20 protein-coding genes are annotated in these 24928 nt (G+C 61.3%); 8 read left to right on the top strand and 12 right to left on the bottom strand.

Annotated elements, in window-relative coordinates:
- Positions 1 to 8 precede the first annotated feature (8 nt).
- Genes hutU through hutI form a run of 4 tightly spaced genes read right to left on the bottom strand, consistent with a single transcriptional unit; the run spans position 9 to position 5186 of the window.
- Positions 9 to 1676, bottom strand: a complete 1668-nt coding sequence (hutU, locus tag AADA15_RS05780; protein ID WP_341640604.1) for a urocanate hydratase — start codon at positions 1674 to 1676, stop codon at positions 9 to 11.
- Positions 1673 to 2455: an N-formylglutamate deformylase gene (gene hutG, locus AADA15_RS05785; protein ID WP_341640605.1), complete on the bottom strand. Its 783-nt coding sequence runs from the start codon at positions 2453 to 2455 to the stop codon at positions 1673 to 1675. The genes hutU and hutG overlap by 4 nt, the downstream gene beginning before the upstream one ends.
- On the bottom strand, positions 2452 to 3975 hold the full coding sequence (gene hutH, locus AADA15_RS05790; protein ID WP_341640606.1) for a histidine ammonia-lyase: 1524 nt from the start codon (positions 3973 to 3975) through the stop codon (positions 2452 to 2454). Before hutH ends, hutG begins: the two co-directional genes overlap by 4 nt.
- Positions 3963 to 5186, bottom strand: a complete 1224-nt coding sequence (gene hutI / locus AADA15_RS05795; protein WP_341640607.1) for an imidazolonepropionase — start codon at positions 5184 to 5186, stop codon at positions 3963 to 3965. The genes hutH and hutI overlap by 13 nt, the downstream gene beginning before the upstream one ends.
- 74 nt (positions 5187 to 5260) lie before the next feature.
- Here hutI and AADA15_RS05800 point away from each other — a divergent pair, with 74 nt between their 5' ends.
- The 3 genes from AADA15_RS05800 (at position 5261) to AADA15_RS05810 (ending at position 7862) form a co-directional block, all read left to right on the top strand.
- Entirely contained in the window at positions 5261 to 6628 is a 1368-nt protein-coding gene (locus tag AADA15_RS05800) for a formimidoylglutamate deiminase (RefSeq protein ID WP_341640608.1), read from the top strand.
- A 77-nt stretch (positions 6629 to 6705) separates the two neighbouring features.
- On the top strand, positions 6706 to 7407 hold the full coding sequence (gene hutC / locus AADA15_RS05805) for a histidine utilization transcriptional repressor HutC (RefSeq protein ID WP_341640609.1): 702 nt from the start codon (positions 6706 to 6708) through the stop codon (positions 7405 to 7407).
- A 107-nt stretch (positions 7408 to 7514) separates the two neighbouring features.
- Positions 7515 to 7862 (top strand): DUF8846 family protein, encoded by a 348-nt coding sequence (locus tag AADA15_RS05810; protein ID WP_341640610.1) that lies wholly within the window; start codon positions 7515 to 7517, stop codon positions 7860 to 7862.
- A gap of 21 nt (positions 7863 to 7883) precedes the next feature.
- Here AADA15_RS05810 and AADA15_RS05815 read toward each other — a convergent pair whose 3' ends face one another.
- Both AADA15_RS05815 and AADA15_RS05820 read right to left on the bottom strand, forming a co-directional pair.
- Entirely contained in the window at positions 7884 to 8903 is a 1020-nt protein-coding gene (locus AADA15_RS05815) for a transporter substrate-binding domain-containing protein (protein WP_341640611.1), read from the bottom strand.
- A 182-nt stretch (positions 8904 to 9085) separates the two neighbouring features.
- Positions 9086 to 10657, bottom strand: coding sequence for a Hint domain-containing protein (locus tag AADA15_RS05820; protein WP_341640612.1), 1572 nt, complete (start codon positions 10655 to 10657; stop codon positions 9086 to 9088).
- A gap of 341 nt (positions 10658 to 10998) precedes the next feature.
- Here AADA15_RS05820 and dapE point away from each other — a divergent pair, with 341 nt between their 5' ends.
- The 5 genes from dapE (at position 10999) to AADA15_RS05845 (ending at position 16952) form a co-directional block, all read left to right on the top strand.
- Positions 10999 to 12144 carry a succinyl-diaminopimelate desuccinylase gene (gene dapE, locus AADA15_RS05825; RefSeq protein ID WP_341640613.1) on the top strand — a complete coding sequence of 382 codons (1146 nt, stop codon included), beginning with the start codon at positions 10999 to 11001 and terminating at the stop codon, positions 12142 to 12144.
- Positions 12141 to 12563 (top strand): GNAT family N-acetyltransferase, encoded by a 423-nt coding sequence (locus AADA15_RS05830; protein WP_341640614.1) that lies wholly within the window; start codon positions 12141 to 12143, stop codon positions 12561 to 12563. The genes dapE and AADA15_RS05830 overlap by 4 nt, the downstream gene beginning before the upstream one ends.
- A 23-nt stretch (positions 12564 to 12586) precedes the next feature.
- Positions 12587 to 13150, top strand: a complete 564-nt coding sequence (locus AADA15_RS05835) for a TIGR04282 family arsenosugar biosynthesis glycosyltransferase (RefSeq protein WP_341641007.1) — start codon at positions 12587 to 12589, stop codon at positions 13148 to 13150.
- A 51-nt stretch (positions 13151 to 13201) separates the two neighbouring features.
- Positions 13202 to 15484 carry a ribonuclease R gene (rnr, locus tag AADA15_RS05840; RefSeq protein ID WP_341640615.1) on the top strand — a complete coding sequence of 761 codons (2283 nt, stop codon included), beginning with the start codon at positions 13202 to 13204 and terminating at the stop codon, positions 15482 to 15484.
- 133 nt (positions 15485 to 15617) lie between these two features.
- Complete coding sequence (locus AADA15_RS05845) at positions 15618 to 16952, top strand: lytic murein transglycosylase (RefSeq protein ID WP_341640616.1); 1335 nt, start codon at positions 15618 to 15620, stop codon at positions 16950 to 16952.
- A gap of 78 nt (positions 16953 to 17030) precedes the next feature.
- On the opposite strand, the gene AADA15_RS05850 is transcribed toward AADA15_RS05845, so the two are convergent.
- The 6 genes from AADA15_RS05850 to AADA15_RS05875 form a co-directional block, all read right to left on the bottom strand.
- The gene (locus tag AADA15_RS05850; protein WP_341640617.1) at positions 17031 to 18206 is read right to left on the bottom strand and encodes an ABC transporter permease; all 1176 of its coding nucleotides are present in this window, start codon (positions 18204 to 18206) and stop codon (positions 17031 to 17033) included.
- A gap of 5 nt (positions 18207 to 18211) precedes the next feature.
- The gene (locus AADA15_RS05855) at positions 18212 to 19891 is read right to left on the bottom strand and encodes an ABC transporter permease (RefSeq protein WP_341640618.1); all 1680 of its coding nucleotides are present in this window, start codon (positions 19889 to 19891) and stop codon (positions 18212 to 18214) included.
- Positions 19892 to 20021: 130 nt separating this feature from the next.
- On the bottom strand, positions 20022 to 21122 hold the full coding sequence (locus AADA15_RS05860) for an extracellular solute-binding protein (RefSeq protein WP_341640619.1): 1101 nt from the start codon (positions 21120 to 21122) through the stop codon (positions 20022 to 20024).
- An 85-nt stretch (positions 21123 to 21207) separates the two neighbouring features.
- A complete protein-coding gene (locus AADA15_RS05865; protein ID WP_341640620.1) occupies positions 21208 to 22308 on the bottom strand; it encodes an ABC transporter ATP-binding protein in 1101 nt (366 codons plus the stop codon).
- Between the two features lie 340 nt (positions 22309 to 22648).
- Positions 22649 to 24043: an aspartate aminotransferase family protein gene (locus AADA15_RS05870; RefSeq protein ID WP_341640621.1), complete on the bottom strand. Its 1395-nt coding sequence runs from the start codon at positions 24041 to 24043 to the stop codon at positions 22649 to 22651.
- A 64-nt stretch (positions 24044 to 24107) separates the two neighbouring features.
- A complete protein-coding gene (locus AADA15_RS05875; protein WP_341640622.1) occupies positions 24108 to 24794 on the bottom strand; it encodes a GntR family transcriptional regulator in 687 nt (228 codons plus the stop codon).
- Between the last annotated feature and the right edge of the window lie 134 nt (positions 24795 to 24928).

Consider the following 24928-nt stretch of genomic DNA (forward strand, 5'->3'; position numbering starts at 1 on the left):
TTTTCTCGTTAAAGGATCCCCGGCAGGGTCAGCTGATGCTCTCGCGCGCAGTCCTTGGCGATCTCATATCCCGCATCCGCATGACGCATGACGCCGGTGGCAGGATCGTTCCACAATACGCGGGCAATACGGCGGTCAGCGTCTTCGCTGCCGTCGCAGCAGATCACCACGCCGGAATGCTGCGAAAAGCCCATACCGACCCCGCCGCCATGATGCAGCGACACCCAGGTCGCCCCCGAGGCGGTGTTCAGCAGCGCATTCAGAAGCGGCCAGTCCGACACCGCATCCGAGCCATCCATCATCGCCTCTGTCTCGCGATTTGGAGAGGCGACAGAGCCACTGTCCAGATGGTCGCGGCCAATGACCACCGGCGCGGACAGCTCTCCGGTGCGGACCATCTCGTTAAAGGCCAGCCCGGCCCGGTGGCGGTCGCCCAGCCCGATCCAGCAGATCCGCGCGGGCAAGCCCTGAAAGGCGATCCGCTCCTCTGCCATATCCAGCCAGCGGTGCAGACCCTCGTTTTCGCGGAAAAGCTCTTTCATCTTGGCGTCGGTCTTGCGGATATCCTCGGGATCGCCCGACAGGGCGCACCAGCGGAAGGGGCCGATACCCCGGCAGAACAGCGGGCGGATGTAGGCAGGCACGAAACCGGGAAAATCGAATGCGTTCGTAAGCCCCTCCTCCAGGGCCATCTGGCGGATGTTGTTGCCATAGTCCACTGTGGGAATGCCCATGGCGTGGAACTGGCACATGGCCGCGACCTGCACCTTCATGCTGGCGCGGGCGGCCTTTTCCACTGCTTTAGGGTCTGTTTCACGCTTTGCGATCCACTCCCCCATGGTCCAGCCCTGGGGCAGGTAGCCGTTGATGGGATCATGGGCCGAGGTCTGATCCGTCACCAGATCAGGGTGGATGCCGCGACGGACCAATTCAGGAAAGACATCTGCGGCATTGCCCAAAAGGCCGACGGATTTCGCCTCGCCTGCAGCCGTCCAGCGGGCGATCATCGCCAGCGCCTCATCCAGGCTGTCGGTCTTTTCATCGAGGTAGCGCGTGCGCAGACGGAAATCGATGCTGTCCGGGTTGCACTCCACCGCCAGGCAGCAGGCCCCGGCCATCACCGCCGCAAGAGGCTGCGCACCGCCCATGCCGCCAAGGCCGCCTGTGAGGATCCACTTGCCGGAAAGATCGCCGCCATAGTGCTGGCGCCCGGCCTCGGCAAAGGTCTCATAGGTGCCCTGCACGATGCCTTGGGTGCCGATGTAGATCCAGGACCCGGCGGTCATCTGACCGTACATCATCAACCCCTTGCGATCGAGTTCGTTGAAGTGATCCCAGGTCGCCCAGCGCGGCACCAGGTTCGAGTTGGCAATCAACACGCGCGGCGCGTCCCTGTGGGTTTGGAAGATGCCGACGGGTTTGCCCGATTGCACCAGAAGGGTCTGATCCTCTTCCAGGCTCCGCAGGCTGTCGACGATGAGGTCAAAATCCTTCCAGGTTCGCGCAGCCCGCCCGATACCGCCATAGACCACCAGTTCATGCGGGTTCTCGGCCACATCCGGGTGCAGGTTGTTCATCAGCATCCGCAGAGGCGCCTCTGTGAGCCAACTTTTTGCGCTGATCTTGGGTCCTGTAGGGGGGTAGATGTCGCGGTTGTTCTTGCGGGGATCGGTCATGTCGGCCTCCAGGAAATAAGATCAGTCAGGATGTGGCGAAGATGGTCGCGCAGCCGGTCGGCATGGGAGTTGTCATAGGTCCAGGGCGGAGCCTCAACGCAGTAGGTCGACTGCGCCAGTTCCATCTGAATGGCATGAAACCCTTTCGCGGGGTGGCCATAGTGGCGGGTGGTCCAGCCACCAAGGAAGCGGCCATTGAGGATGGAGGAATAGCCCTTGGCAGCCTCGCACCGCTGCTGGACCTGCGCCTCAATCCTCGGATCGCAGGTCGCGCCGCGATCGGTGCCGATGTTGAAATCCGGCAGCATGCCATCGAACAGGAAGGGGATCTGGCTGCGGATCGAATGACAGTCGTAGAGGATGGCAAAGCCATGCAAATCGCGGACCCTGCGCAGCTCGGCCTCTAGCGCCGCGTGATAGGGCGCATGAAAAAGATCCCGCCGTCGCGAAATCTCTGCCGCGTCCGGTTCCGCCCCCTCCTGCCAGATCGGTTGCCCGTCAAAATCCGTCATCGGGACCATCGTTGTGGTGTTCTGCCCAGGATAAAGGCTTTGTCCATCGGGGTCGCGATTCACATCAATCACGTAGCGATGGATAGGGGTGCGCACCGTGGTGATTCCGTCGATCAGACCGGAATAGAGGTCGTGCACATGCCAATCCGTATCCGTCAGCGCGCGACCGGTTTCGTTGAGCCTGTCCCAGACCTCGACCGGGACATGGGTGCCGGTATGTGGAAGCCCCAGTACGAGGGGCGATGCGCCGCGCGTGACCTCGATCATTTTTCAACCTCAATGCCCGCTGCCGCCGCGATGCGGCCTGCCCGAACCATGGCGCTGGCCGTTTCGATCTCGGGCGCGAGGTAGCGATCCTCGGCCAAAGGCGGAATCTCGGAACGCAAGTCCCGCATCACATCCAGCAAATGGGTGGAAGTCGTCAGCGGCGCGCGCGCTTCGACCCCTTGGGCGGCGCAGAGCAGCTCCACGCCAAGGATGACCGAAAGGTTCTGCCCCATTCGAGCCAGACGCAGCGCGCCATGAGCAGCCATGGAGACGTGATCCTCCTGATTGGCAGAGGTCGGAGTGGAGTCTGTCACGCAAGGATTGGCGAGATGCTTGTTCTCGCTCATCAGGGCAGCTGTCGTTACCTCGGCGATCATGAAGCCGGAATTGAGCCCCGGATCGGGCGTTAGGAAGGGCGGCAGGTTATGGGACAAGGTCGGATCCACCATCAGTGCAACGCGGCGCTGCGCAATGGCGCCGATCTCGGCGATGGCAAGCGCAATCTGATCGGCGGCGAAGCCCACATATTCGGCATGAAAGTTCCCGCCCGAGACAATCCGCCCGGCCTCGGTCAGCACCAACGGATTGTCGGTGACGGCGTTCGCCTCCACCTCAAGCGTGCGGGCGGCCATGCGCAGAACGTCCAGCGCCGCGCCCAGAACCTGCGGCTGGCAGCGGATGCAGTAGGGATCCTGCACGCGGCTGTCGCCCTCACGGTGGCTGTCGCGGATCTCGCTGCCCTGCATCAGGCGACGCATTGCACGGGCCACGTCAATCTGCCCAGCGTGTCCGCGCAAATCGTGTACCTCGGCCAACAGCGGCGCGGTAGAGCCCATGATCGCATCCGTGGTCAAGGCGGCCACCACGATGGAGGCTTCTGCAAGCCGCCAGGAATCGAACAGCCCGGCAAGGGCGCAGGCGGTGGAGAACTGGGTGCCATTGATAAGGGCCAGCCCCTCTTTCGGGCCCAGGACAACAGGCTCCAATCCGGCCTGTTTCAAGGCCTCGGCACCTGACATTCGGGTGCCCGCCACCGTCGCCTCCCCCTCTCCGATCATGACCGCTGCCATATGCGCAAGCGGCGCCAGATCGCCCGAGGCACCGACTGACCCTTGCGAGGGCACAACAGGGATGACGCCATAGGACAGCATCTGTTCGATCAGCTCAATGACCGCCCAGCGCACACCGGATGCCCCGCGCCCCAGCGACACCAGTTTGAGCGCCATCATCAGCCGGACCTTGTCTGCGGGCAGCGGATCGCCGACCCCGCAGCAGTGGCTTAGGATAAGGTTGCGCTGCAACTGTGCGGTATCGGCTGGGGCAATCCGGGTTGAGGCCAGTTTTCCAAAGCCGGTGTTGACCCCGTAGATCGGCTCATCGCCAGCGGCAGCCACAGCGACCATGCGGGCCGCTTCTTCGACCCCGGCGCGGGCGGACGGGTCAAGACACAGGGAATCCGTGCCGCGATATATGGTTTCGAGCGTGTGTAGTGTCACCGCTCCGGGCGTTATCTGGAGCATGTCTTGCCCTCAAAAATGGTTGTGTGAAGCGGGTTGAATCCGATGCGATAGGACAGCTCGGCCGGGCGCGTGACGTCCCATACCGCAAGATCGGCACGCAAGCCGGGTGCGATGCGACCCCGATCCGAAAGGCCCAGCGCGCGGGCGGCATGAGTGGTCACCCCGGCAAGTGCTTCTTCCGGTGTCATGCGGAACAGGGTGCAGCCCATGTTCATCGCCATCAATAGCGAGGTCATCGGAGAGGAGCCGGGATTGCAATCGGTGGCGAGAGCCATGGGCACGCCATGCTTGCGGAATAGATCTATCGGCGGCGCCTGGGTTTCACGGATGGTGTAGAAAGCCCCCGGCAGGATCACCGCAACGGAACCTGCCTCTGCCATGGCTGCGGCATCCGCTTCATTGGCATATTCCAGATGATCGACCGAAAGCGCCCCGCGCCTGGCCGCCAGGGCGGTTCCACCCTGATGGCTCAGCTGCTCAGCGTGGAGTTTGACCGGCAAACCGAGGTCCGCCGCGCATTGGAACACAAGATCGATCTGCGGGGCAGAGAAGGCGATGTTTTCACAGAACCCATCCACCGCATCGACAAGCCCTTCGGCATGGGCGGCGCGCATGGTCGGCAGGCAGATCTCGATCAGGTAAGCCTCGGCCCGCCCCTCGTATTCGGGGGGAACCGCGTGCGCCCCCAGAAAAGTCGTTGTCACGGTAACCGGTCGCAATTGCCCCAGCCGTCGAGCCGCACGCAGCATGTTCAGTTCGGTTGCGCGATCGAGACCGTAGCCGGATTTAATCTCGACCGTTGTCACCCCTCCCGCGATCAGCGCATCCAGACGCGGCAGGGCGCTGGCGATCAGTTCATCCACCGAAGCAGAGCGGGTCGCGGCGACGGTCGAAGCAATCCCTCCCCCGGCGCGCGCGAGCTCTTCATAGGACGCGCCTTTCAGACGCAATTCGAACTCCTGCGCACGGTCGCCCCCAAAAACCAGATGAGTGTGGCAATCGATCAACCCCGGCGTCAGCAGGCGACCCTCAAGATCGACGCTCGCCCACGTCTGGAAACGCAAAGGCAGCTCTGCTGCGCGACCCACCCAGGCAATCCGGCCCTGATCAATGGCAACCGCCGCGTTCTGGATCAGCCCATATGGGATTCGCCCTTGCCCCAATGTCGCAGCCGTACAGTCGCTCAGCACATATTGGATTGGATCGCTCATTCGGTCCTCAGAAATGTCTTGATGGGGAAGTGATATGAGCATACTCATATTATGTCTATACATAAGGTTATCTCATGCAGACAATTTTTGCGCGGCAAGCCTGTCTTCCCAATGGCTGGGTACAAGACCTGCGCCTTGAAATTGCAGGCGGGGTCATTTCGACGATCACACCGGGAGCCGCGCCGCAGAACGGGGATACGCGGGTCGATACGCTGTTGCCAGGCATCGCCAACCTGCATTCGCACAGCTTTCAACGCGCCATGGCCGGGATGACCGAACATCGCGCTCCGGGTAAGGACAGCTTCTGGACCTGGCGCGATCTGATGTACCGCTTCGTTGAAAGGCTTACCCCGGACCATATCCAGGCGATTGCGGCGCTGACCTTCATGGAGATGCTCGAGGCCGGCTTTACCTCGGTTGGGGAGTTCCACTACATCCACCACCAGCCGGGAGGCGCGCCCTACGCAGACCCTGCCGAACTGAGCCAGCGGATCTTTGCCGCCGCCAGCGAGACCGGCCTCGGCCTTACGCATCTGCCGGTCCTCTATTCCTATGGCGGCGCCGGGCAACAGCCACTGTCAGGTGGGCAACTCCGCTTTGGCAATTCCCTGGATGGTTTTGCCGCGCTGCTGGACGGGGTACGCACCTCGGCCCGGCGTGACATGCCCGCTGATGCGGTGGTTGGCCTCGCGCCCCACTCCCTGCGGGCGACCTGTCCAGTTGAGCTCTTGAGCGCGATCACGCTGCAGGAGGGTGCGCCGCTTCACATCCACATCGCCGAACAACCCGCCGAAGTGCGGGACATCTCGGGCTGGCTCGGGGCGACTCCGGTCGCATGGCTGCTGGAAAATGCGCCAGTCAACGACAGCTGGTGTCTGATCCATGCAACGCATATGACCGAGGCAGAGACGCACGATCTGACCAAGACCGGAGCCGTTGCGGGTCTTTGCCCCATTACCGAGGCCAACCTGGGCGATGGCCCCTTCAACGGGCCGGGCTTCCTGTCCAATGACGGGCACTTTGGCATCGGGTCGGATTCCAATGTTCGTATTTCCCTGCCCGAAGAGCTGCGCACGTTGGAGTATTCTCAGCGCCTGCGCGATCTGGCCCGCAACGTGATGGTCAAAGAGGTCGGATCGGTGGGCAATTCGCTGTACCTTGGCGCGGCAAAGGGCGGTGCGCAGGCGCTGGGGCGCGGCAGCGGGCTGATCGAGGTGGGCGCGCTGGCTGATCTCATGGCCATCGACAGTGGCCTTCCTGGCCTTTGTGCACTCGCGCAGGAACAGCTGCTGGATGGCTTTTGCTTTGCCGCAGGCGATGATGCGGTCACCGATGTCTGGAGTGCCGGACGCCATCAGGTCAGGCAGGGGCAGCACATTGCCCGCGATGCGATCATCGCGGTCTATCGCAAGACCATCCGTGACCTCTGTGCATCGCTTTAGCCGCACAACTTTACAAACGGCGCGCAGAGACCGACAAAGACCCCGACGCGCCATTGACGCCAGTGACAGGACAGCCGTTGCAACCGGAAAAGAAGACCACCTATCAGGATGTACGGGACGAGGTCCTGCGCCGCATAAAGGGCCGGATCTGGGACCAGGGCAGCCTGTTGCCGACGGAGCAGGAGCTGTCCGAGGAATTCGGCTGCGCCCGCGCCACCGTCAACCGCGCCCTGCGGGAGTTGGCCGAGCGCGGGATCATCGACCGAAAGCGCAAAAGCGGCACACGCGTCGCGGTCGCTCCTGTGAAACAGGCCCGGCTGGAAATCAGCGTCACGCGGCAGCAGGTCGAAGAGATGAACGCGGCCTACCGCTACAGGCTGGTGAACCGCGAGATCGTGGCCGCCCCCGATTGGCTGGCCGCCCAAATGGGCTTGCCTGCGGAGACTAAAGTTCTGCACCTCACATGTATGCATTACGCGGACAATCGCCCATTCCAGCACGAGAACCGCTGGATCAACATCAAGGCCGTCCCCGACATCGCCGAGGCAGACTTCAATGACACCGGCCCAAACGAATGGCTGCTGGCGCGGGTACCCTTTTCGGATGCCGAAATAACCCTGTCTTCGGTCGCCGCAGAGACCGAGATCGCCGCCTTTCTTGGTGTCCAAGAGGGTGCGCCGCTGTTTCAGATGGAGCGCAGCACCTGGTTTCAAGCGCAGCCCGTTACCTATGTTAGGCTTCACTTCCATTCAGGCTACAGGATGCACACGCGATACTGACGTTCACACTGGCAATACAGCCAGCACCCCTCACCTCTGGGTGCAGCCGTTTTCCAGCGCGCGCTAAACCGATTGACCGCAAGACCGCGCAAGCGTAATTGCGGCCCATGGAAAAGAAGAAACCCTCTCGCCAGCAGGTCTACACACTCTTGGTTCAGATCGGACGCAAAGAGGGCGATGGCCTGCCAGATGGCGCAACAGGCGCAGCACTGATGATCTATGCCTCGGGCGTGGACGAAGCGGAAGCGGTACGCGAGACGGTCGCAATCCTGAAACAGGCGGATACCGCCCCATTGGATGTGACCGGCTATGGTACGCTGGAGGAACGCGAGGCCGAAGGGCATGAGATCGGGGACGAAGAACGCGATCTCATGCAGCGCGCCTTGGCGGAAAACGCCGTTATCGTGGCGCAGATGACGCCCTTCTTTGACGGCGACGAAGCCACGATTCACTGACCGATTTGCGGATTTCCGGCCTTACTTGGTGTTGCCGAACCAGTGCTTGTAGATCTGATCGTAGGTGCCGTCTTCCTGGATCGCCAACAATGCGCGGTTCACCTCTTCGGTATGAGGTGAGCCTTGCGGGAACAAGAGCCCATAGTTCTCACGCAGGAAGGAAGCCCCGATGGTCCGTCCGTGCGCCTCTCCCTCGTGGTTGACGTAGTAGTTCAGGACAGGCGCGTCAAAGACAACCGCATCGATGTCGCCTTCCTCGAAGGCTTCGATCAACTCAGACAACCCAGCGAAGTCGTAAAAGTCGATGTCCCGCCGCTGCAGGAAACCGGACGCGGTCGAACCTGTGATCGTACCCACGCGCTGACCGTATAGATCGTTGACGGAATTCACCTTTCCGGTGATCGCCTCCACAGTCATGGCTGTGGTGATCTTTGCCACGAAGATCGAGACGACAAACAGCGAGGAAATCACCAGGAGCACGCCGAACATACGCCCTATGGGCGTGCGCGGGACGCGTTCTTCAAAGCCGCCATTCACAACCAGGTTCAAGGCCCACCAGAAGGATGGAAACCAGGCCTCGTTCAGGGGGCGGTCGAAATAGGGCTGGGCACGGCGCTCAAATACCCACATCAGCATGCCGCCGCCAAAAAGCACGATAAAAGCAAGTCCGATAGCGGCCGCCAGATCCCAGGACAACATGGCCCGGAGCAGCGACGGCGGGCGCACATCATCGGCATGGACCATGATCTGCAAACCGCTTTCGAACACCGGCTGGCTGAAGTCCATCTCGGTCTCACGCGCCGCCGTGATCGAGATATTGGCCGCTGCCATGTCGGCCGTGCCGCTGCGCACACCCTCGAGCATCTCCCCGAATGTGTCGGTTCGGTTGATCTCGTAGGCCCAGCCAAGACGCTTGGCCAGAGCATCGACCAGATCAATGGAAAACCCGGTATCCCTGCCATTTTCGACCATGGAAAACGGCGGGCGGGTCACGGTGTTGACCGTCAGCGTCTGCGCCGCGATCGTCTGCGCCCATAGCATGAGCACCATCATCATGGAAAAGCGAAAGAAGCGCACGTTCGACCTGGGCCCGTTGTTTGGCAAATCAGAAAGGTCTTAGGCGCTCAGGGTGCTTCACGCAAGCTTGATCACCCTTCGCTCCCCCGGCGCGTGTCCGATCGTGTCACAGCCGCACATCCTGTCATGCTCAGGCATGCCGGGAATCAATTCATATGCACAGCAGAAAGCAGTCGTCCCTCGGCCCCCGACAGGGTGCGCCGCGCAGCCGGTCCGTACCCGCCCCCCGTGTCAGGGTCCAGTTCAGGGAACAATGTGCAGATTTCCTCAAGCACCTGCCGTTCAAACAGATCCTTGATCTGTGGTCCCGGCAGGAAACTCTCGCTTGGCAGATCCTCCGAGTAGACGATCTGGTGGCGATCAAACATCAGGTGAACGTAACGCACCTCGGGGCAGGACCGCCTGCGTACCGTGCAGTCATTGATCAGATCACGAGCCGCGACCAACACTTCCGCCTCGGCAAACAACAGCTCGGCCAGTGCGCCCCGCACCAGCACACGATGCTGCGGTGAAACTTCCAAGTCCCCATGCGCCCCGAACGTTCCGGCAGCAATATGGACGGGGGCAAAATCCCCCACTCCCGCAACGGCGCGCGACCCGATCCAGCGCAACGGCTGCGGTCCCTCATCACGGGTCATCACCAGATCTCCCGGCTTGAGGGTCTCAACCGGAACATCGCCCTGCGGCGTGCGGATCATGGTTCCGGCCACGAAACAGGGTATCGATGTGGCATTGACCAGGCCGGTATCCGAGATCTTTCCATCGCTGACCGTGTAACTGAACGCAAAGTCCTCAACATCACCGTCCCCCGTCAGGGTGAGCGTGCCGTCGGCGTTCAGGGTGACCTCTTGCCCGGTATCAAGCGTCAGCACCGACCCGGGCGCGACCTCAAGCCCGTTGAGATGGGTAATCGACAAAGGCCCGCCCGCATCACTCAGATCATTGTCCAGAACATCGATCGTCTTGCTGCCACTGGGCTGCACGTGAACCATGTCGGTCTGCGCCACGAGGCTGGTCTGAATGGAGTCCCCGGCAATCAGAAGGTTACTGTCGTAGACACTGTCCCCGACATCCGCGATGCCGATCCGCAGGGTGTTCACCTCATCCGGGTTGACGTGCATGGTCAGCGTCATCGTGACGGTCAGCCCGTCCATCTCGGTGTTGTAGGCATCTCCGGTGTTGTCGAGGTAGAAATTCTGGTTCCGCGTGGCACTTACATTGTCCGGTGTCGCCGTTCCGCTTCCCAGTTCCAGCTGCACCTGCTCGCCATTGACCCAGACGGACACGACATCCTGATAGACCGAGTTCTGGTACTCAGGGAACTCTTCCGAGGAAAAGATGAACTGCATGGTCATCACGTCGGCATCCGGGATGAAGCTTACATCCAGATATGAGGCATCAAAGGTGCCCGCCCCCGCAGCAGCATCGAAATCGGCATTGCCATCCGCGCCACCGGTATCGGTCGAGCGGCTCTCGGACTGGTTCGCCTCGCCACTGGCGTTGGTGTAATCATCGGCGCGGCCTGTCGACAGGATGACACCAGTGTCTGCGGGCGTAGCACCCGGTGCGATCGCATCCCCGCCGGAATAGATGCCCGAGGCGCTGCCGTCACCAGAGTAGCTGGCGCTCACCACCGTGACACCGGGGCCAAATATCTCCTCGGCCATCTGTTCGGCCGATGCACTCAGATTGTAGTTCAGATCAGACGCCGCAACCATGACTGCCCCACCCTTTTGCCAACAAGGCAAAGCGATCCCGGCCCAGTCGCAGCGATGCCGCCGCGCCAGAGTTTCGCCCGTCTCTCAAGGGGGGATGGGTGCTTTTGAAAAGACCCGCACCGTGCTGCTCGTGCACGGACGGGATGCCTTGCATTCATTATAGTTAACGGTGTGTTAACATGATTCCTTTCACGAGTCCCCTCCCGCAAAGGCGGATCACGAAATGACCTTTGACACGCCACATTTCGAACGGGCCTGCCCGATTTCTGCCACGCCCCGGTTTGCACCCTGATTGGATCCGCGCTAGGCCATACGCACCCAAGATTTCAGGAGCCTGCCAGATGACCCCGACCGATCCCGCTCGCCTCACCGCCGATCTGATCCGCTGTCCTTCGGTCACACCCGAGGAAGGTGGCGCACTGGCGTTGCTGGACAAGGTACTGAGCGCGGCAGGCTTTGACTGTGCGCGGGTCGACCGGAATGGAACGCCAAACCTTTTTGCGCGCTGGGGCACCAAGGGACATGCCCGCACGTTTGGGTTCAACGGACATACCGATGTGGTCCCGGTAGGCGATGCCGATGCCTGGACCGTCGATCCCTTTGGCGCCGAGGAAAAGGACGGCATCCTATTTGGTCGCGGGGCCACCGACATGAAATCGGGCGTAGCGGCCTTCGCCGCAGCCGCCATCGATTTCGTTCAAACCACCCCGCCGGATGGTGCCGTGATCCTGACCATAACCGGCGACGAGGAAGGCGATGCACTGGATGGCACCACCGCGCTGCTCGACTATATGGAGGATCAAGGCGAAGCCATGTCCGTCTGCCTCGTGGGGGAACCCACCTGCCCCAACACCATGGGCGAGATGATCAAGATCGGGCGCCGTGGATCGCTGTCAGCCTGGTTCACGGTTACCGGAAAACAGGGTCATTCGGCCTACCCGCACCGCGCAAACAACCCGCTGAACGCCATGGCGCGGCTGATGGACCGCCTCGCCAGTCATGAACTCGATCAGGGCACCGAACACTTTGATGCCTCCACCCTGGCCGTCGTTACCATCGACACCGGCAACCCCGCGACCAACGTGATCCCGGCGCAAAGCCGCGCCACGGTAAACATCCGCTTCAACGACACCCACACGGGTGCCAGCCTGACCGAGTGGCTGCGCGCCGAGGCCGAGAAGATCGAAGCCGAATTCGGCACCACTGTGGAGATGAAGGTCAAGATTTCCGGCGAAAGCTTCATCACACCCCCGGGTGCCCTGTCTGATCTGGTCTCGAAGGCGGTTGAGGCGGAAACCGGTATCACACCCGAGCTTTCGACGACCGGCGGCACCTCGGACGCGCGGTTCGTCAAAAGTCATTGCCCAGTGGTGGAATTCGGCCTTGTGGGCAAGACCATGCATCAGGTCGATGAATGCGTCGAGGTTGCGCAGATCCATCAGCTCAAGGCGATCTATTCCCGTATCCTGAAAGACTATTTTGCATGAGCGTCGAGATTACGGTCACCGAGGATCGCGAAACCTGTTTCCGCCTGCGCTTCGAGGTCTTTGTCGACGAACAGGACGTGCCGGTTGAGGAAGAGATCGACGCGCTGGACGATGTGGCAACGCACCTGCTGGCCACGCAAGATGGCCAGCCCATCGGCACTGCCCGCATCGTCTTTGACGGGGCGACGGCCAAGATCGGCCGCGTCTGCGTCACCAAAGTCGGCCGGGGCACCGGGCTTGGCAAGGCCCTGATCGAAAAAGCGGTTCATATCGCCCGAGACACACCGGGCGTCACCCACGCCAAGCTTGGCGCGCAGGTGCAGGCGCTTGGGTTTTATGAAAAGCTGGGTTTTGCAGCCTTCGGACCAGTCTATGACGATGCCGGGATCGACCACCGCGACATGGCGCTTGAGCTGTGAGACAGCGCCCTACCCTTGTCATCATGATCAAGGAGCCGCGCCCCGGACGGGTCAAGACGCGGCTTGCGCAGGGCATCGGAACGATCCCTGCAACCTGGTGGTTTCGCCACCAATCCGCCCGCCTTGTCCGATGCTTACGCGATCCACGCTGGCAGATCGTTCTCGCGGTTGCCCCCGATCGGGCCGTCACCTCACCCATGTTTCCTGTGGATCTGCCGCGCCTGCCACAAGGCGGCGGAGACCTCGGACAGCGGATGAAACGGATGCTCAGAGCCGCCGCTCCCTATGGACCGGTCTGCCTGATCGGGGCAGATATCCCCGGCATCACCCGCGCGCATATCGCTCGCGCCTTTTCCGCGCTTGGGACCAGCGAGGCTGTGTTTGGCCCGGCCACGGATGGCGGCTATTGGCTGGTAGGAGCAAAGCACCCTTCCCGGCTGCCGCAGAGCCTCTTTCAAGGGGTGCGCTGGTCCAGCGCACATGCGCTCGCTGATTCTGTCGCTACCCTGCCCGGCTTCCGCATTGCGTGCACCGATACTCTGCAAGACATCGACACAGCGGCAGATCTGCGCCAAAGCGCAGCCTGAAGACCTCTTTTTCACGATGACCTTGCCCGCGTGCCGTGATACGCGGGATTTATGACCCGTATCCCTTCCAAGGCCGAAATCCTCGACTGGATTTCCGCCCACCCGACCCAGACATCGAAACGCGACATCGCCAAGGCCTTTGGTATCAAGGGGGCCGACCGCATCGACCTCAAGCGCGTGCTGAAGGAGCTGGAGGAGGAAGGGCACCTGCAAAAGCGCAAGAAAACCTATAGCGACCCGGATCAACTGCCGCCCGTCACCATTCTGACGGTGAAGCGCTCGGACCGGGACGGTGATCTTTATGGCCGCCCGCTGGAATGGCACGGCGAGGGGATAGAGCCGATCATTCTACTGGTTCTGCGGGCGTCGGACCCTGCTCTGGGCGAAGGGGACCGTATCCTTGCGCGTCTTTCCGCCGTCAAAGGCGATGATCACAACTACGAGGCCCGCCTGATCCGCCGCATCGGCACCAACCCGAAACGGGTTCTTGGCGTCTTTCGCACCGGGGCCGAAGGCGGGCGTATCGTGCCCATCGACAAAAGCGCCTCGACCGAGTGGATGGTGCCGACGGATGCCACAAACGGTGCCAAGGACGGCGAACTGGTCGAAGCCGAACAGGCCGGACCAAAGGCGCGCATGGGCCTGCCCCGCGCCCGCATCGTCGAACGTCTTGGCGATCCGTCGGCGCCCAAGGCAGTGTCGCTTATTGCCATCCACCAGCACGGCATTCCCGATCAGTTCCCCGATCAGGTCATGGCCGAGGCGGACGCCGCCAAACCCATCGGCCTCAAGGGGCGCGAAGATCTGCGCGACCTGCCCCTGATCACCATCGACCCCGTCGATGCGCGCGACCGCGACGATGCCTGTTTTGCCGAAGCAGATACCGATCCCGACAACCCGGGTGGCCATGTGATCTGGGTCGCCATCGCGGATGTGGCCGCCTATGTGCGCCCTGGCACGGCGCTGGACCGCGAGGCGCGCAAGCGCGGCAATTCCAGCTATTTCCCCGACCGTGTTGTGCCGATGCTGCCGGACCGCCTGTCGGGCGATCTGTGCTCGCTGCATGAAAACGTCCCGCGCGCCTCGGTGGTCGTGCGGATGCAGATCGATGCCGAAGGCAACAAGATTTCCCACCGTTTCATGCGGGCCCTGATCAACTCCAGTGCAGCACTCAGCTATCAGGAGGTGCAAGACGCCATGGACGGGCGCCCCAGCGAGAAAACCGCCCCCCTGCTCGATGACGTAATCAAGCCGCTTTATGCCGCCTACCGCGCCCTGACCAAGGCTCGTACCGCGCGGCAGCCTCTGGATCTGGACCTACCGGAGCGACGCATCGTTCTGGATGACGACGGCCATGTCGCCTCGGTCAACTTCCGCGATCGCCTGGATGCCCACCGGCTGATCGAAGAGTTCATGGTGCTGGCCAATGTCGCGGCAGCTGAGACACTTATCCAGAAGCGCACACCATTGGTCTTCCGCGTCCACGAAGAACCCGCGCCGGACAAGCTGGACGCCCTGCGAGACACGGCTCAGGCGGCAGGGCTGACCCTAGCCAAGGGTCAGGTTCTGCAGACCCGGCACCTCAATGCACTGCTGAATGCCGCTGCCGGGACGGATGACGCCGAGTTGATCAACATCTCCACCCTGCGGTCGATGCAGCAGGCCTATTACAACCCGGAGAACTTTGGTCATTTCGGCCTTGCGTTGCGCAACTATGCGCATTTCACCTCGCCCATCCGCCGCTATGCGGACCTGATCGTGCACCGCGCGCTGATCACCGCCCATGGCTGGGGGCCGGACAAGGGCAAGGACGGTCTCACACCCGATGAGATCGAGCGGTTGGACGATACCGCCACCCATATCTCCGAGACCGAGCGCCGCTCGATGATTGCAGAGCGAGACACCACGGACCGCTACCTGGCTGCCTATCTGTCGGAACGTGTAGGCAACGAATTCACCGGGCGGATCAGTGGTATGGCGCGCTTTGGCGCCTTCGTGAAACTGGATGAGACCGGCGCCGACGGGCTGGTGCCGGTGCGCACCATCGGGCGTGAATTCTTCCATTTCGACGCCGAGGCCGGAACTCTGATGGGCGCCGATACCGGGTTTACACTGGCGATCGGACAGAGGGTTACCGTACGCCTGACCCAGGCCGCGCCGGTCACTGGTGGGCTTGAACTGGAACTTCTATCGGTCGAGGATGCAACGATCCCCACCGGCGGCGGACGCGGACGGCGCAGCCCGGCGGGGCGCACCGTCAAACGCAAGGCCGCCAAATCAAAGCAAAAGGCCGCCAAGACCAAACGCAAGGTCGAGCGCAAACGCCGCAAGTAATCCTGCGTAAGGGGTACGCAAATGCAGGCGAGGCTTTGCCTGCCATGGACCGGTTTTTGGACCGCACCCTTTTGTGAAGGCACGCCAAAGGCTACATTCTGCATGAGCAGACAACACATAAGGTAACAGTCACATGCGAATCTGGATGACGGCGGCAGCCTTTGCTGCAACCGGAACACTCGCTGGGGCCACCGCGCCCGATATTTCCCTGCGGCCTGCTGGCAGGCCTATGGCGCAGGAGCAGAACGGGGTTCAACTGGCAGCGGCGATCTCCCTGCGGCCCCCGGCGCGGCCCGGAGATCTTGCCTCGGTCGTCGACACACCGGAGGAGGCTCAGCCGGTGGCCTCCAACAGCGCCTTTCAAGCCTGGATCAATAGCTTTCGCAAACGCGCGCTGGCGCAGGGCATCACTTCAGCCACATTCAACCGGGCCTTCCGGGGCGTGGAATACGACAACGAGGTCATCCGCCGCGATCGCAACCAGTCCGAATTCACCAAGACGCTGGAAGAGTATCTGGCCAGCGCGGTTTCGGACACCCGTGTCAAGAACGGAAAAAACGCCCTGCGGGAGCAGCGCCGCCGCCTGAACCAGATCGAGGCTACCTATGGTGTCGACAAGGAAGTCGTGGTCGCCGTCTGGGGCTTGGAAAGCAACTATGGCAACAACCGCGGCAACATGGATGTCATCCAGTCGCTGGCAACACTCGCCTATGACGGACGGCGCGGAACGTTTTTTGAAAAGCAGCTGATCGCCGCGCTGAAGATCCTGCAATCGGGAGACGTCCCGCCGCGCAAGATGACCGGCAGCTGGGCCGGCGCCATGGGGCACACCCAGTTCATCCCCACCTCTTACCTGGCCTATGCGGTTGATTTCACCGGCGATGGCAAGCGGGACATCTGGTCGGACAACCCTTCTGATGCGCTGGCCTCGACAGCGGCCTATCTGAAACGGTTTGGCTGGGTGAAAGGGCAGCCCTGGGGCGTGGAGGTCAAACTGCCACGCGGCTTCAATTACGGGCTGGTTGGACGGTCGATCCAGAAATCCCCGGCGGAATGGGCACGGCTTGGGGTTACGGGCATGGATGGCAGAGCCGTACCGAACTACGGCTCCGGCGCGCTCCTGCTGCCTGCGGGCGGAAAAGGCCCCGCCTTCATGGTCTTCAAGAACTTTTCGGTGATCGAGCGGTACAACGCTGCTGATGCCTATGTGATCGGCGTCGGGCACCTGTCGGACCGGATCAAGGGCGGTGGCGAATTTCAGGCGAAATGGCCGGGCGGAGACCGCGCCCTCACCTTCCGTGAACGCAAGGAACTGCAGCGCAGGCTGACCCGTGCCGGCTTCAATACCGGCGGCGTCGACGGCAAGATCGGCCCCAAGACGCTGGGCGCCATTCGGGCCTATCAAAGCGCCAAAGGGCTGGTGCCCGACGGCTTTGCCTCGCTCAGCCTGCTAAAGCACCTCCGCTAGGTCGACGCCCTCCACACAACAAGAAAAGGCCCCGAGCGTTCTGCTTCGGGGCCTTTGTTACTCTCATATCTTGAGCGATCAGCCGGGGCTCATGCCGCGCAGGCGTTCGGACCGGCGACGCAGCAGTTCCAGAACGGTCAGCAGGCAGATCGAGATCGCGACGAGAATCGTTGCCACCGCCAGGATGGTCGGAGAAATCTGCTCGCGCAGGCCAGTGAACATCTGCCACGGCAAGGTCTTCTGCCCCGCTGAGCCAACGAAGAGCACCACGACCACCTCGTCAAACGAAGTGATGAAGGCAAAGAGACCGCCCGAAATAACACCGGGCAGGATGAGCGGCATCTGCACCCTGAAGAAGGTCGTCACAGGGTCGGCGCCCATATTGGCGGCCGCTCGTGTCAGCGACCGGTCAAAGCCCACGAGGGTCGCGGTCACGGTGATGATCACAAACGGAATACCCAGCGCTGCGTGCGCAAGGACAACACCGAAATATGTCCCCTGCATCCCGATACGGCTGTAGAAGAAATACATGCCCGCAGCCGAGATGATCAGCGGCACGATCATCGGCGAGATCAGGATCGCCATGATCGCCCGGCGGAACGGCACATGCGGCTGACTAAGGCCGATCGCGGCCAGAGTGCCGAAAGTCACAGAAAGCACCGTCGCCATCGGCGCGATCTTGACGGAATTCCACAACGCCTGCTGCCAGTCGGAATTGGTAAAGAAGTCCTCATAGTGCTTGAGTGAATAGCCCGCCGGATCAAACCGCAGCATCTCGGGAGTGAAGGTGAAGAAGTCTTCGGCATTAAAGCTGAGCGGCATCACCACCAGAATCGGCGTGATCAGGAAGACGAAGATCACACCGCAGATCACACGGAATGTATAGTGCCACAGGACCTGCCCGGGGGTCAGGTAGGGGGCCAGATGCTGACGGTACCGCGAGGTGGCAAGCCAGAAGATGAACCAGCCGGCAAACCAGCCGAACAGGCCGCCAAGCACGGCTTCGGGCAGGCCACCCAAAATGTAGCCAATCACCAGAAACAGCACGAAGGTTGCCCAGCGCAGCGGTTTTTCCTTGTCGGCCATACCGGCAAAAACAAAGCCGAGTACGCCCATCAGGGCTGCACCGATCAGGATCCCGATCAGCCCGGTGGCCTGCGCCGTGCCGACAAAAAGGCCAAAGAAGGCTCCGGCGCCCGCTGCGACAGCAGCGGTGAAACCGGGCGTTTGAGGTGTAACAGGTGTCAGTGCCATGTGTCTTATCCCAGCTTCACGTTGTCGATGCCGACGATCTTGTCATAGGCCCAGTAGAGCAGCAGAACGACCACCAGAAGGATCGCGCCCAGCGCCGCCGCCAGACCCCAGTTGAGCGAGGACGAGATGTGATAGGCAATCCGGTTCGAGATGAAGACACCCTTGGTGCCGCCAACGATCTCGGGCGTGATGTAGTAGCCGATGGCAAGGATAAAGACGAGGATCGACCCAGCCCCTATGCCCGGCACCGACTGCGGGAAATAGACCCGCCAGAAGGCCGTCCAGTTGGTTGCGCCAAGGGATTTGGCGGCGCGCAGGTAGGATGGATTGATCGTCTGCATCACCGAATACATCGGCAGGATCATGAACGGCAGCAGGATGTGGGTCATCGCCACGATAGTGCCGAACTGGTTGTTGATCATCACAAGGCGGGCGTCATCCGCCACCAGTCCCAGCCAGACCAGAACGTCGTTAATGACCCCCTGCTGCTGCAGCATCACCTTCCAGGCCGACGTCCGCACCAGAAGCGAGGTCCAGAACGGCAGCAGGACCAGGATCATCAGCAGGTTGGCGGACCGCGCCGGCAGGTTCGCCAGGATCCAGGCAATCGGATAGGCCAGAACGATGCAAGACGCCGTGATCACCAGGGACATGAACATCGTGCGCTGGAACAGCGTGATGTAGATCTGCTGGTTCTCGGGGCGCGCCTCGGCTCCGTCTGGCCCCTTCTGCATGTCGATGGAGTTCAGGAAATAGCCACTGGTGTATTTGGGGCTGTAGGTCTGAATCGTGCGCCAGTTGTCGATATCACCCCAGTCCTCGTCGATATCGAGAAAGGATGCCTTGAACGAAATGGGCTCCAGGCCCGCAAGCGCCTCGGCCGCCGATTTCAGCTCGGCTGCGCCAGGACCGGTGTATCCGGCAAGTCTATCAGCACCGCCCGGTGCCTGCACTTCGCTGGCAAAGGCGACAAGCACGCTTTCCCAAGGATCTTCCTCGGCTACAACCTTCTCGTCGACCACCGCCGTGAACAGCGCGAAATCGGTATAGGCCTGCGCCATGCGCGGGAAGCGTTCGGAAATCTCGGCTCCGGGGACGTAACCGATATCCATGGCAAACGCCCCATCGGTCAGCTGACCCATCTTGGTCTTCTGCGCTTCCAGCAGCGCGGAGTCGCCTGCCGCGCCGGTGCCGCCGGTCATTATTGCGAACCACAGCGCTTCGTCCTTGAGGGCGCCGCCACCGGCGCGTTCTATGGCTTTCACATGGTCCTTGCCGATATCATCGACTTTGCGGCCACTGCTGCGGAACAAAGACGAGATACCCGTCTGTTCATAGTTCAGGCGCGTACCAAGCTTGGTGTGTTCCTTGGCTTCCGCGGCGACAAAGAGGTCATAGTACAGGTCTTCATAGACCGCTTCTCCGGGGGCTTCGCCGCTCTTGGCATCCCAGTTCTGCAGGGTTGCAACCGTCTTGGGAAGCGTATCCGAAACGATCCGGTTCTCGACCGAGCGGAACAGCATATCCGCAATCGGGAGAATGAAGGTCAAAAGGATGAACAGCAAAAGGGGCGCGATCAGCATCAGCGCACGCAGCTTTTGCATTCTCAGGGCGCGGGCCAGGCTGCGCTTCAATGGCGTGCCGTCAGCCGCCAGAACCGGGCCGGATTGGGTGGTATCGCTCATATCTATCCCTGTGTTTTGCCCGCAGTGTCCCTCGCGGGTTTTGCTCTTCCGGCCGTTCAAACGCGGCTTGCTGTGAAGAGTGAAGGGCCAGAGAGCGGCGGGCGCTCTCTGGCAAGACTTTCAGGTCGGCTTACTTCGCCAGCCAAGCCTGGAATTTCGCGTCGATGTCGTCGCGGTAGTCAGCCCAGAACTCGTAGTTGTAGAGGAACGTGTTCTTGGCGTTGTTGGGGTCGGTCGGCATGTGCGGAGCCATGTCGATGCCGAGGTCCGCGTGCTTGCCAACCAGAGGAGCCGAAGAGGCACGTGCGGGACCGTACGAGATGTACTTGGCCTGATCCGCCAGACGCTGGGTGTCGGTTGCGAACATGATGTAGTCGAGAGCACGTGCCTTGCGCTCTTCTGAGAGACCTGCCGGGATGATCCAGCCGTCCAGGTCAAAGACCTGCGCGTCCCACATCATGGCAACCGGCTGCTTCTGCTCTTCGATGACCGAGAACAGACGACCGTTGTAGGTGGAACCCATCACGACTTCGCCATCAGCCAGCAGCTGCGGGGTGTCGGCGCCCGCGGACCACCAGATCACGCTGTCCTTGATGGTGTCGAGCTTGGCCAGGGCCTGCTCTTGACCTTCTTCGGTCTCCAGCACGTCATAGACGTCTTCCTTGGCGACGCCGTCACAAAGCAGAGCCCATTCCATGTTGTTGATCGGACGCTTTTCAAGCGCGCGCTTGCCCGGATAGGCTTCGAGGTCGAAGACATCGCAGATGTCATCCGGCGGGGTGTCGCCAACCATGTCGGTGCGGTAGCCGAAGGTGGTGGAGTAGACGATCTGCGGGATGAAGCAGTCGGACACAAGCAGTTCACCAAAATCCTCGGACGCCGGGGTGCCATCGGGCGCAGCCGCCAGCTGGGTGTCGGCATCGATTTCCATCGCCAGGCCTTCGTCGCACAGACGCATGGCGTCAGCGGCAACCACGTCGACCACGTCCCAGGTCACGTTGCCCGCTTCGTTCATCGCGCGCAGCTTGGCCACGGCTTCGGCGGAGGACTCATCGTTGATGATCTTGACGCCGGTCTTCTCGGAATAGGGCTCGTGATAAGCCTTGAGCTGGGAGTTCGAGTACGCCCCGCCCCAGGACACGATGGTCATCTCATCTGCCATTTCCGCAAACGCCATGGGCGCGCAGAGGGCTGTGGAGGCTGCAAGGGCAGTCAGTTTTGTGAGTTTCATAAACACTCTCTCCTTGTTGATCTTGAATTTACGTCATGTCCCCCGGTCACTTGGCCGCCAGGGGTTTAGAGGCAGCGCGCTGGCGTCAGGCGTCCAACGCGCGGCAATCTTCGGGCAACCAGCCGATTTCAATCTGCTGACCGGGCTTCAGACGCACCTGGTCAGGCGCGTTACGCGTCTTGATGATGAACTCATCATTGCCGGCCACCCGCAGGCGTGTGCGGAAGATGTCACCCATATAGATGAACTCCAGCACCTCCGCTTTCAGGGTATGCGCCCCTTCCTGGAGACGCTCCTTGTTGTACTCGACCCGCTCGGGGCGGATGGAGACGCGGGTGCGCTCACCGGGCTGCGAGACATTGACCGGCTTGCAGTCGATCAGCTCCCCGCCATCCAGCTGAACCAGCGCAAGACCGTTGTTGATCTCCTTGACGGTGCCTTCGAGGGTGTTGTTCTCCCCGATAAACTGGGCAACGAAGCTGTTTTCCGGCTCTTCATAAAGCAGGTCCGGCGGTGCCAGCTGCTGAATGCGGCCGTCATTGAAGACCGCCACGCGGTCCGACATGGTCAGCGCTTCGGTCTGATCGTGGGTCACGTAGACCACGGTGATCCCCAGTCGATGCGCCAGGTCGGTGATTTCGAACTGCATCTTTTCACGCAGCTGCTTGTCGAGCGCACCAAGCGGTTCATCCATCAGAACCAGCTCGGGTTCGAACACCAGTGCACGCGCCAAGGCGACACGCTGCTGCTGACCACCCGAAAGCTGCGACGGCCTGCGGCCGCCAAAGTCGCCCATCTCGACCATATCCAGCGCGCGTTTGACTTTTTCCTCACGCTGGGACTTGCCAATCTTGCGCACCTCAAGCGGAAAGCTGAGGTTCTCCGCGATGGTCATGTGCGGGAACAGGGCGTAGTTCTGGAACACCATGCCGATGCCGCGTTTGTGAGGCGGAATATTGTTGATGGAAACGCCGCCGAGCCGGATGTCGCCATGGGTGGCGGTTTCAAAGCCGGCCAGCATCATCAGGCAGGTGGTTTTGCCGGAACCAGACGGCCCCAGCATCGTCAGAAACTCACCTTTGGGCATCACCAGGTTCAGGTCTTTGACGACGAGCGTTTCGCCATCATAACTCTTTTGGACGCGTTCGAATTCAACGAACGCATCACTGTTTGACGCATCAGCCAAAACAGGCTCCCCGTGTTGATTTGGCAGTTTGTTCTGCACTTCTTTCACTGATGTAAACATACCCACCATGTGGGATGCAACCGGATCGTCCGATCAGTGTTGAAAGTCAGCTTATGCGCAGCCTGCCGACTGATGGGATCGCTTGCGACATATATGAGATAAATTGCGGCATATTTGCGATAACTGCGCGAACTGCGCTCAAAACAAAAGAATATGTCGCAAGGAAACGAAGAAGGGCCCCGCAGACACTGACGAAAACGCCAATTGCGAGGCCCATTTTTTTTGCAAAACGGAAGTCAGGCTTCCCTATTATCAGTCAAACCGGTCGTTAATGCGGGAATCAGGCGCTCTTGAGCAGGCCCTGCTCCTTGAGGGCAGCGTGGCACTCATCCAGCGACAGGCGCGCGCGCGCGATCAGCATGTCGATCTCTTCCGGCTTGATCACCAGCGGCGGCGAGATGATCATCCGGTCGCCCACATGACGCATCACCAGATTGTTGGCAAAGCAGCGCTCTCGGCAGATGTAGCCCACGGTGCCCGCAGGAGCCGCAAAGGCCGCGCGGGCCTCCTTGTTCGGCGTCAGCGCGATAGAGCCCATCATGCCAACGATCTTGGCCTCGCCCACAAGCGGATGATCGGTCAGCGCCTCCCATTTCTTTTTCAGATAGGGGGCCGCAACCTCCCGCACGTGTCCGATGACGTTTTCCTCTTCCAGAATACGAAGGTTCTCCAGCGCCACGGCCGAGGACACCGGGTGCCCGGAATAGGTATAGCCATGGTTGAACTCATCCCCCGCGATCACGGCGGCGACCTCATCGGATACGATGGAGCCACCGATCGGCGCATAGCCGGACGACAGACCCTTGGCGATGGTCATGATATCGGGGCGGATGCCCATGGTCTGGCTGCCGAACCAGTTTCCAGTCCGGCCAAAGCCGCAGATCACCTCGTCCGCGATCAGCAGGATCTCATACTTGTCGCAGATCCGCTGGATCTCGGGCCAGTAGGTGGCCGGGGGTACGATCACGCCGCCTGCACCCTGTACCGGCTCGGCGATGAAGGCCGCAACGCGATCCTCACCCAGTTCCAGAATCGCCTGTTCCAGCTCTTGTGCACGCTGCAGCCCGAAGTCTTCGGGGGACATATCGCCCCCTTCGGCCCACCAATGAGGCTGGTTGATGTGGTGAATATCCGGGATCGGCAGGCCGCCCTGCTCGTGCATGGCGCTCATGCCGCCAAGGCTGCCACTGCCCACGGAAGAGCCGTGATAGGCGTTCTTGCGGCTGATGATGATCGACTTGCTCGGCTTGCCCTTCAGCGCCCAGTAATGGCGCACCATCCGGATGTTGGTGTCATTTGCCTCCGAGCCGGACCCGGCAAAGAAGACATGGTTCAGATCGCCCGGCGCCAGTTCGGCGATCTTGTTGGCCAGCGCGATGGCGGGCACATGGGTCGTCTGGAAGAAGGTGTTGTAATACGGCAGCTCGCGCATCTGACGGGCGGCTACATCGGCCAGCTCATCGCGGCCGTAGCCAATGTTCACACACCATAGCCCCGCCATGGCGTCCAGGATCTGGTTGCCCTCGCTGTCGGTCAGCGTAACGCCACTGGCACGGGTGATGATACGCGCGCCTTTTTGGGCCAGTTCACCATTGGCGGTAAACGGGTGCATGTGGTGCGCGGCGTCCAGGGCCTGCAATTCGGCCGTCGGCATGTGGTTGGTGATCGCATTCATAGGAGTCGCTCCAAAATAAGAGATTGGGTCCAGAATATGATCAAATTCTGCAGTGTCAATCGAATCAGTTGCTCTCGGCCAACCCCATGCTCACCTGCTCCATGCCCTGACAAACGTCCCGCTCCATCGCCAGAGCAGCCATTTCCGGATCCCTGCGACGCAAGGCCTCAAGGATGTCTTTGTGACGGTCCGGAAAGCTCTGCGTGCCAAAGCGTCCGCAGACCACCCGCAGCGAGGGGCCGAACCGTAGCCAAAGACGGTCAGCCAGATCGGTCAGAATCGGGGCACCCGCATGACCATAGAGCGCCGTGTGGAAGCTGTAGTTCTGGGCCAGGTAGCCCGGCACATCTCCGGTGGAAATGGCCCTGTCGAGATCCGTATCAATCCGCTCTAATTCGGCAATATCCTCATCGGAGATATTGACTGTTGCCAGCCTCGAAAGCTCGCACTCTATTGTTTTTCTGGCAAAAATAAGCTCCTTCACATCCGCTGGCGTTATCTGGGGCACCGACACGCGCCGATTGCCCTGGAACACCAGCGCCCCATCGGAGATCAACCTGCGGATGGCTTCGCGCACCGGGGTCATTCCCGCGTCCAGAGCTGCTGTCAGCCCCTGGATCGTCACCGCCTGTCCCGGCGCCAGCTCACCAAACAGGATCTGTTCCCGCAACTGTTGATAGACGGCCTCATGAGCGGGCCGTTTTGCAGCGCCCTCACCTGCGTCCTGCGCCGAAGAACTGGTCTCTGTCACCTTTGGGGATCCTCCTAAATTTTGGGCAGCTTGCACCAAGATCGCCTCGGTGAAAACATAAACAGTATTGCCCCCAGAGGCAAAACTTGATCAAATCCACCCCAGCCGGGCACTGAAACCGGCAGGCACAGGGA

Source organism: Phycobacter sedimenti, assembly GCF_038148855.1.
Lineage (GTDB): Bacteria > Pseudomonadota > Alphaproteobacteria > Rhodobacterales > Rhodobacteraceae > Phycobacter > Phycobacter sedimenti.

Excerpts from the sequence above, each read along its gene's own strand:
- hutU (WP_341640604.1), bottom strand. The coding sequence starts at position 1,676 with ATGACCGATCCCCGCAAGAACAACCGCGACATCTACCCCCCTACAGGA.
- hutG (WP_341640605.1), bottom strand. The coding sequence starts at position 2,455 with ATGATCGAGGTCACGCGCGGCGCATCGCCCCTCGTACTGGGGCTTCCA.
- hutH (WP_341640606.1), bottom strand. The coding sequence starts at position 3,975 with ATGCTCCAGATAACGCCCGGAGCGGTGACACTACACACGCTCGAAACC.
- hutI (WP_341640607.1), bottom strand. The coding sequence starts at position 5,186 with ATGAGCGATCCAATCCAATATGTGCTGAGCGACTGTACGGCTGCGACA.
- AADA15_RS05800 (WP_341640608.1), top strand. The coding sequence starts at position 5,261 with ATGCAGACAATTTTTGCGCGGCAAGCCTGTCTTCCCAATGGCTGGGTA.
- AADA15_RS05810 (WP_341640610.1), top strand. The coding sequence starts at position 7,515 with ATGGAAAAGAAGAAACCCTCTCGCCAGCAGGTCTACACACTCTTGGTT.
- AADA15_RS05815 (WP_341640611.1), bottom strand. The coding sequence starts at position 8,903 with ATGCTATGGGCGCAGACGATCGCGGCGCAGACGCTGACGGTCAACACC.
- AADA15_RS05820 (WP_341640612.1), bottom strand. The coding sequence starts at position 10,657 with ATGGTTGCGGCGTCTGATCTGAACTACAATCTGAGTGCATCGGCCGAA.
- dapE (WP_341640613.1), top strand. The coding sequence starts at position 10,999 with ATGACCCCGACCGATCCCGCTCGCCTCACCGCCGATCTGATCCGCTGT.
- AADA15_RS05830 (WP_341640614.1), top strand. The coding sequence starts at position 12,141 with ATGAGCGTCGAGATTACGGTCACCGAGGATCGCGAAACCTGTTTCCGC.
- AADA15_RS05835 (WP_341641007.1), top strand. The coding sequence starts at position 12,587 with ATGATCAAGGAGCCGCGCCCCGGACGGGTCAAGACGCGGCTTGCGCAG.
- rnr (WP_341640615.1), top strand. The coding sequence starts at position 13,202 with ATGACCCGTATCCCTTCCAAGGCCGAAATCCTCGACTGGATTTCCGCC.
- AADA15_RS05845 (WP_341640616.1), top strand. The coding sequence starts at position 15,618 with ATGCGAATCTGGATGACGGCGGCAGCCTTTGCTGCAACCGGAACACTC.
- AADA15_RS05850 (WP_341640617.1), bottom strand. The coding sequence starts at position 18,206 with ATGGCACTGACACCTGTTACACCTCAAACGCCCGGTTTCACCGCTGCT.
- AADA15_RS05855 (WP_341640618.1), bottom strand. The coding sequence starts at position 19,891 with ATGAGCGATACCACCCAATCCGGCCCGGTTCTGGCGGCTGACGGCACG.
- AADA15_RS05860 (WP_341640619.1), bottom strand. The coding sequence starts at position 21,122 with ATGAAACTCACAAAACTGACTGCCCTTGCAGCCTCCACAGCCCTCTGC.
- AADA15_RS05870 (WP_341640621.1), bottom strand. The coding sequence starts at position 24,043 with ATGAATGCGATCACCAACCACATGCCGACGGCCGAATTGCAGGCCCTG.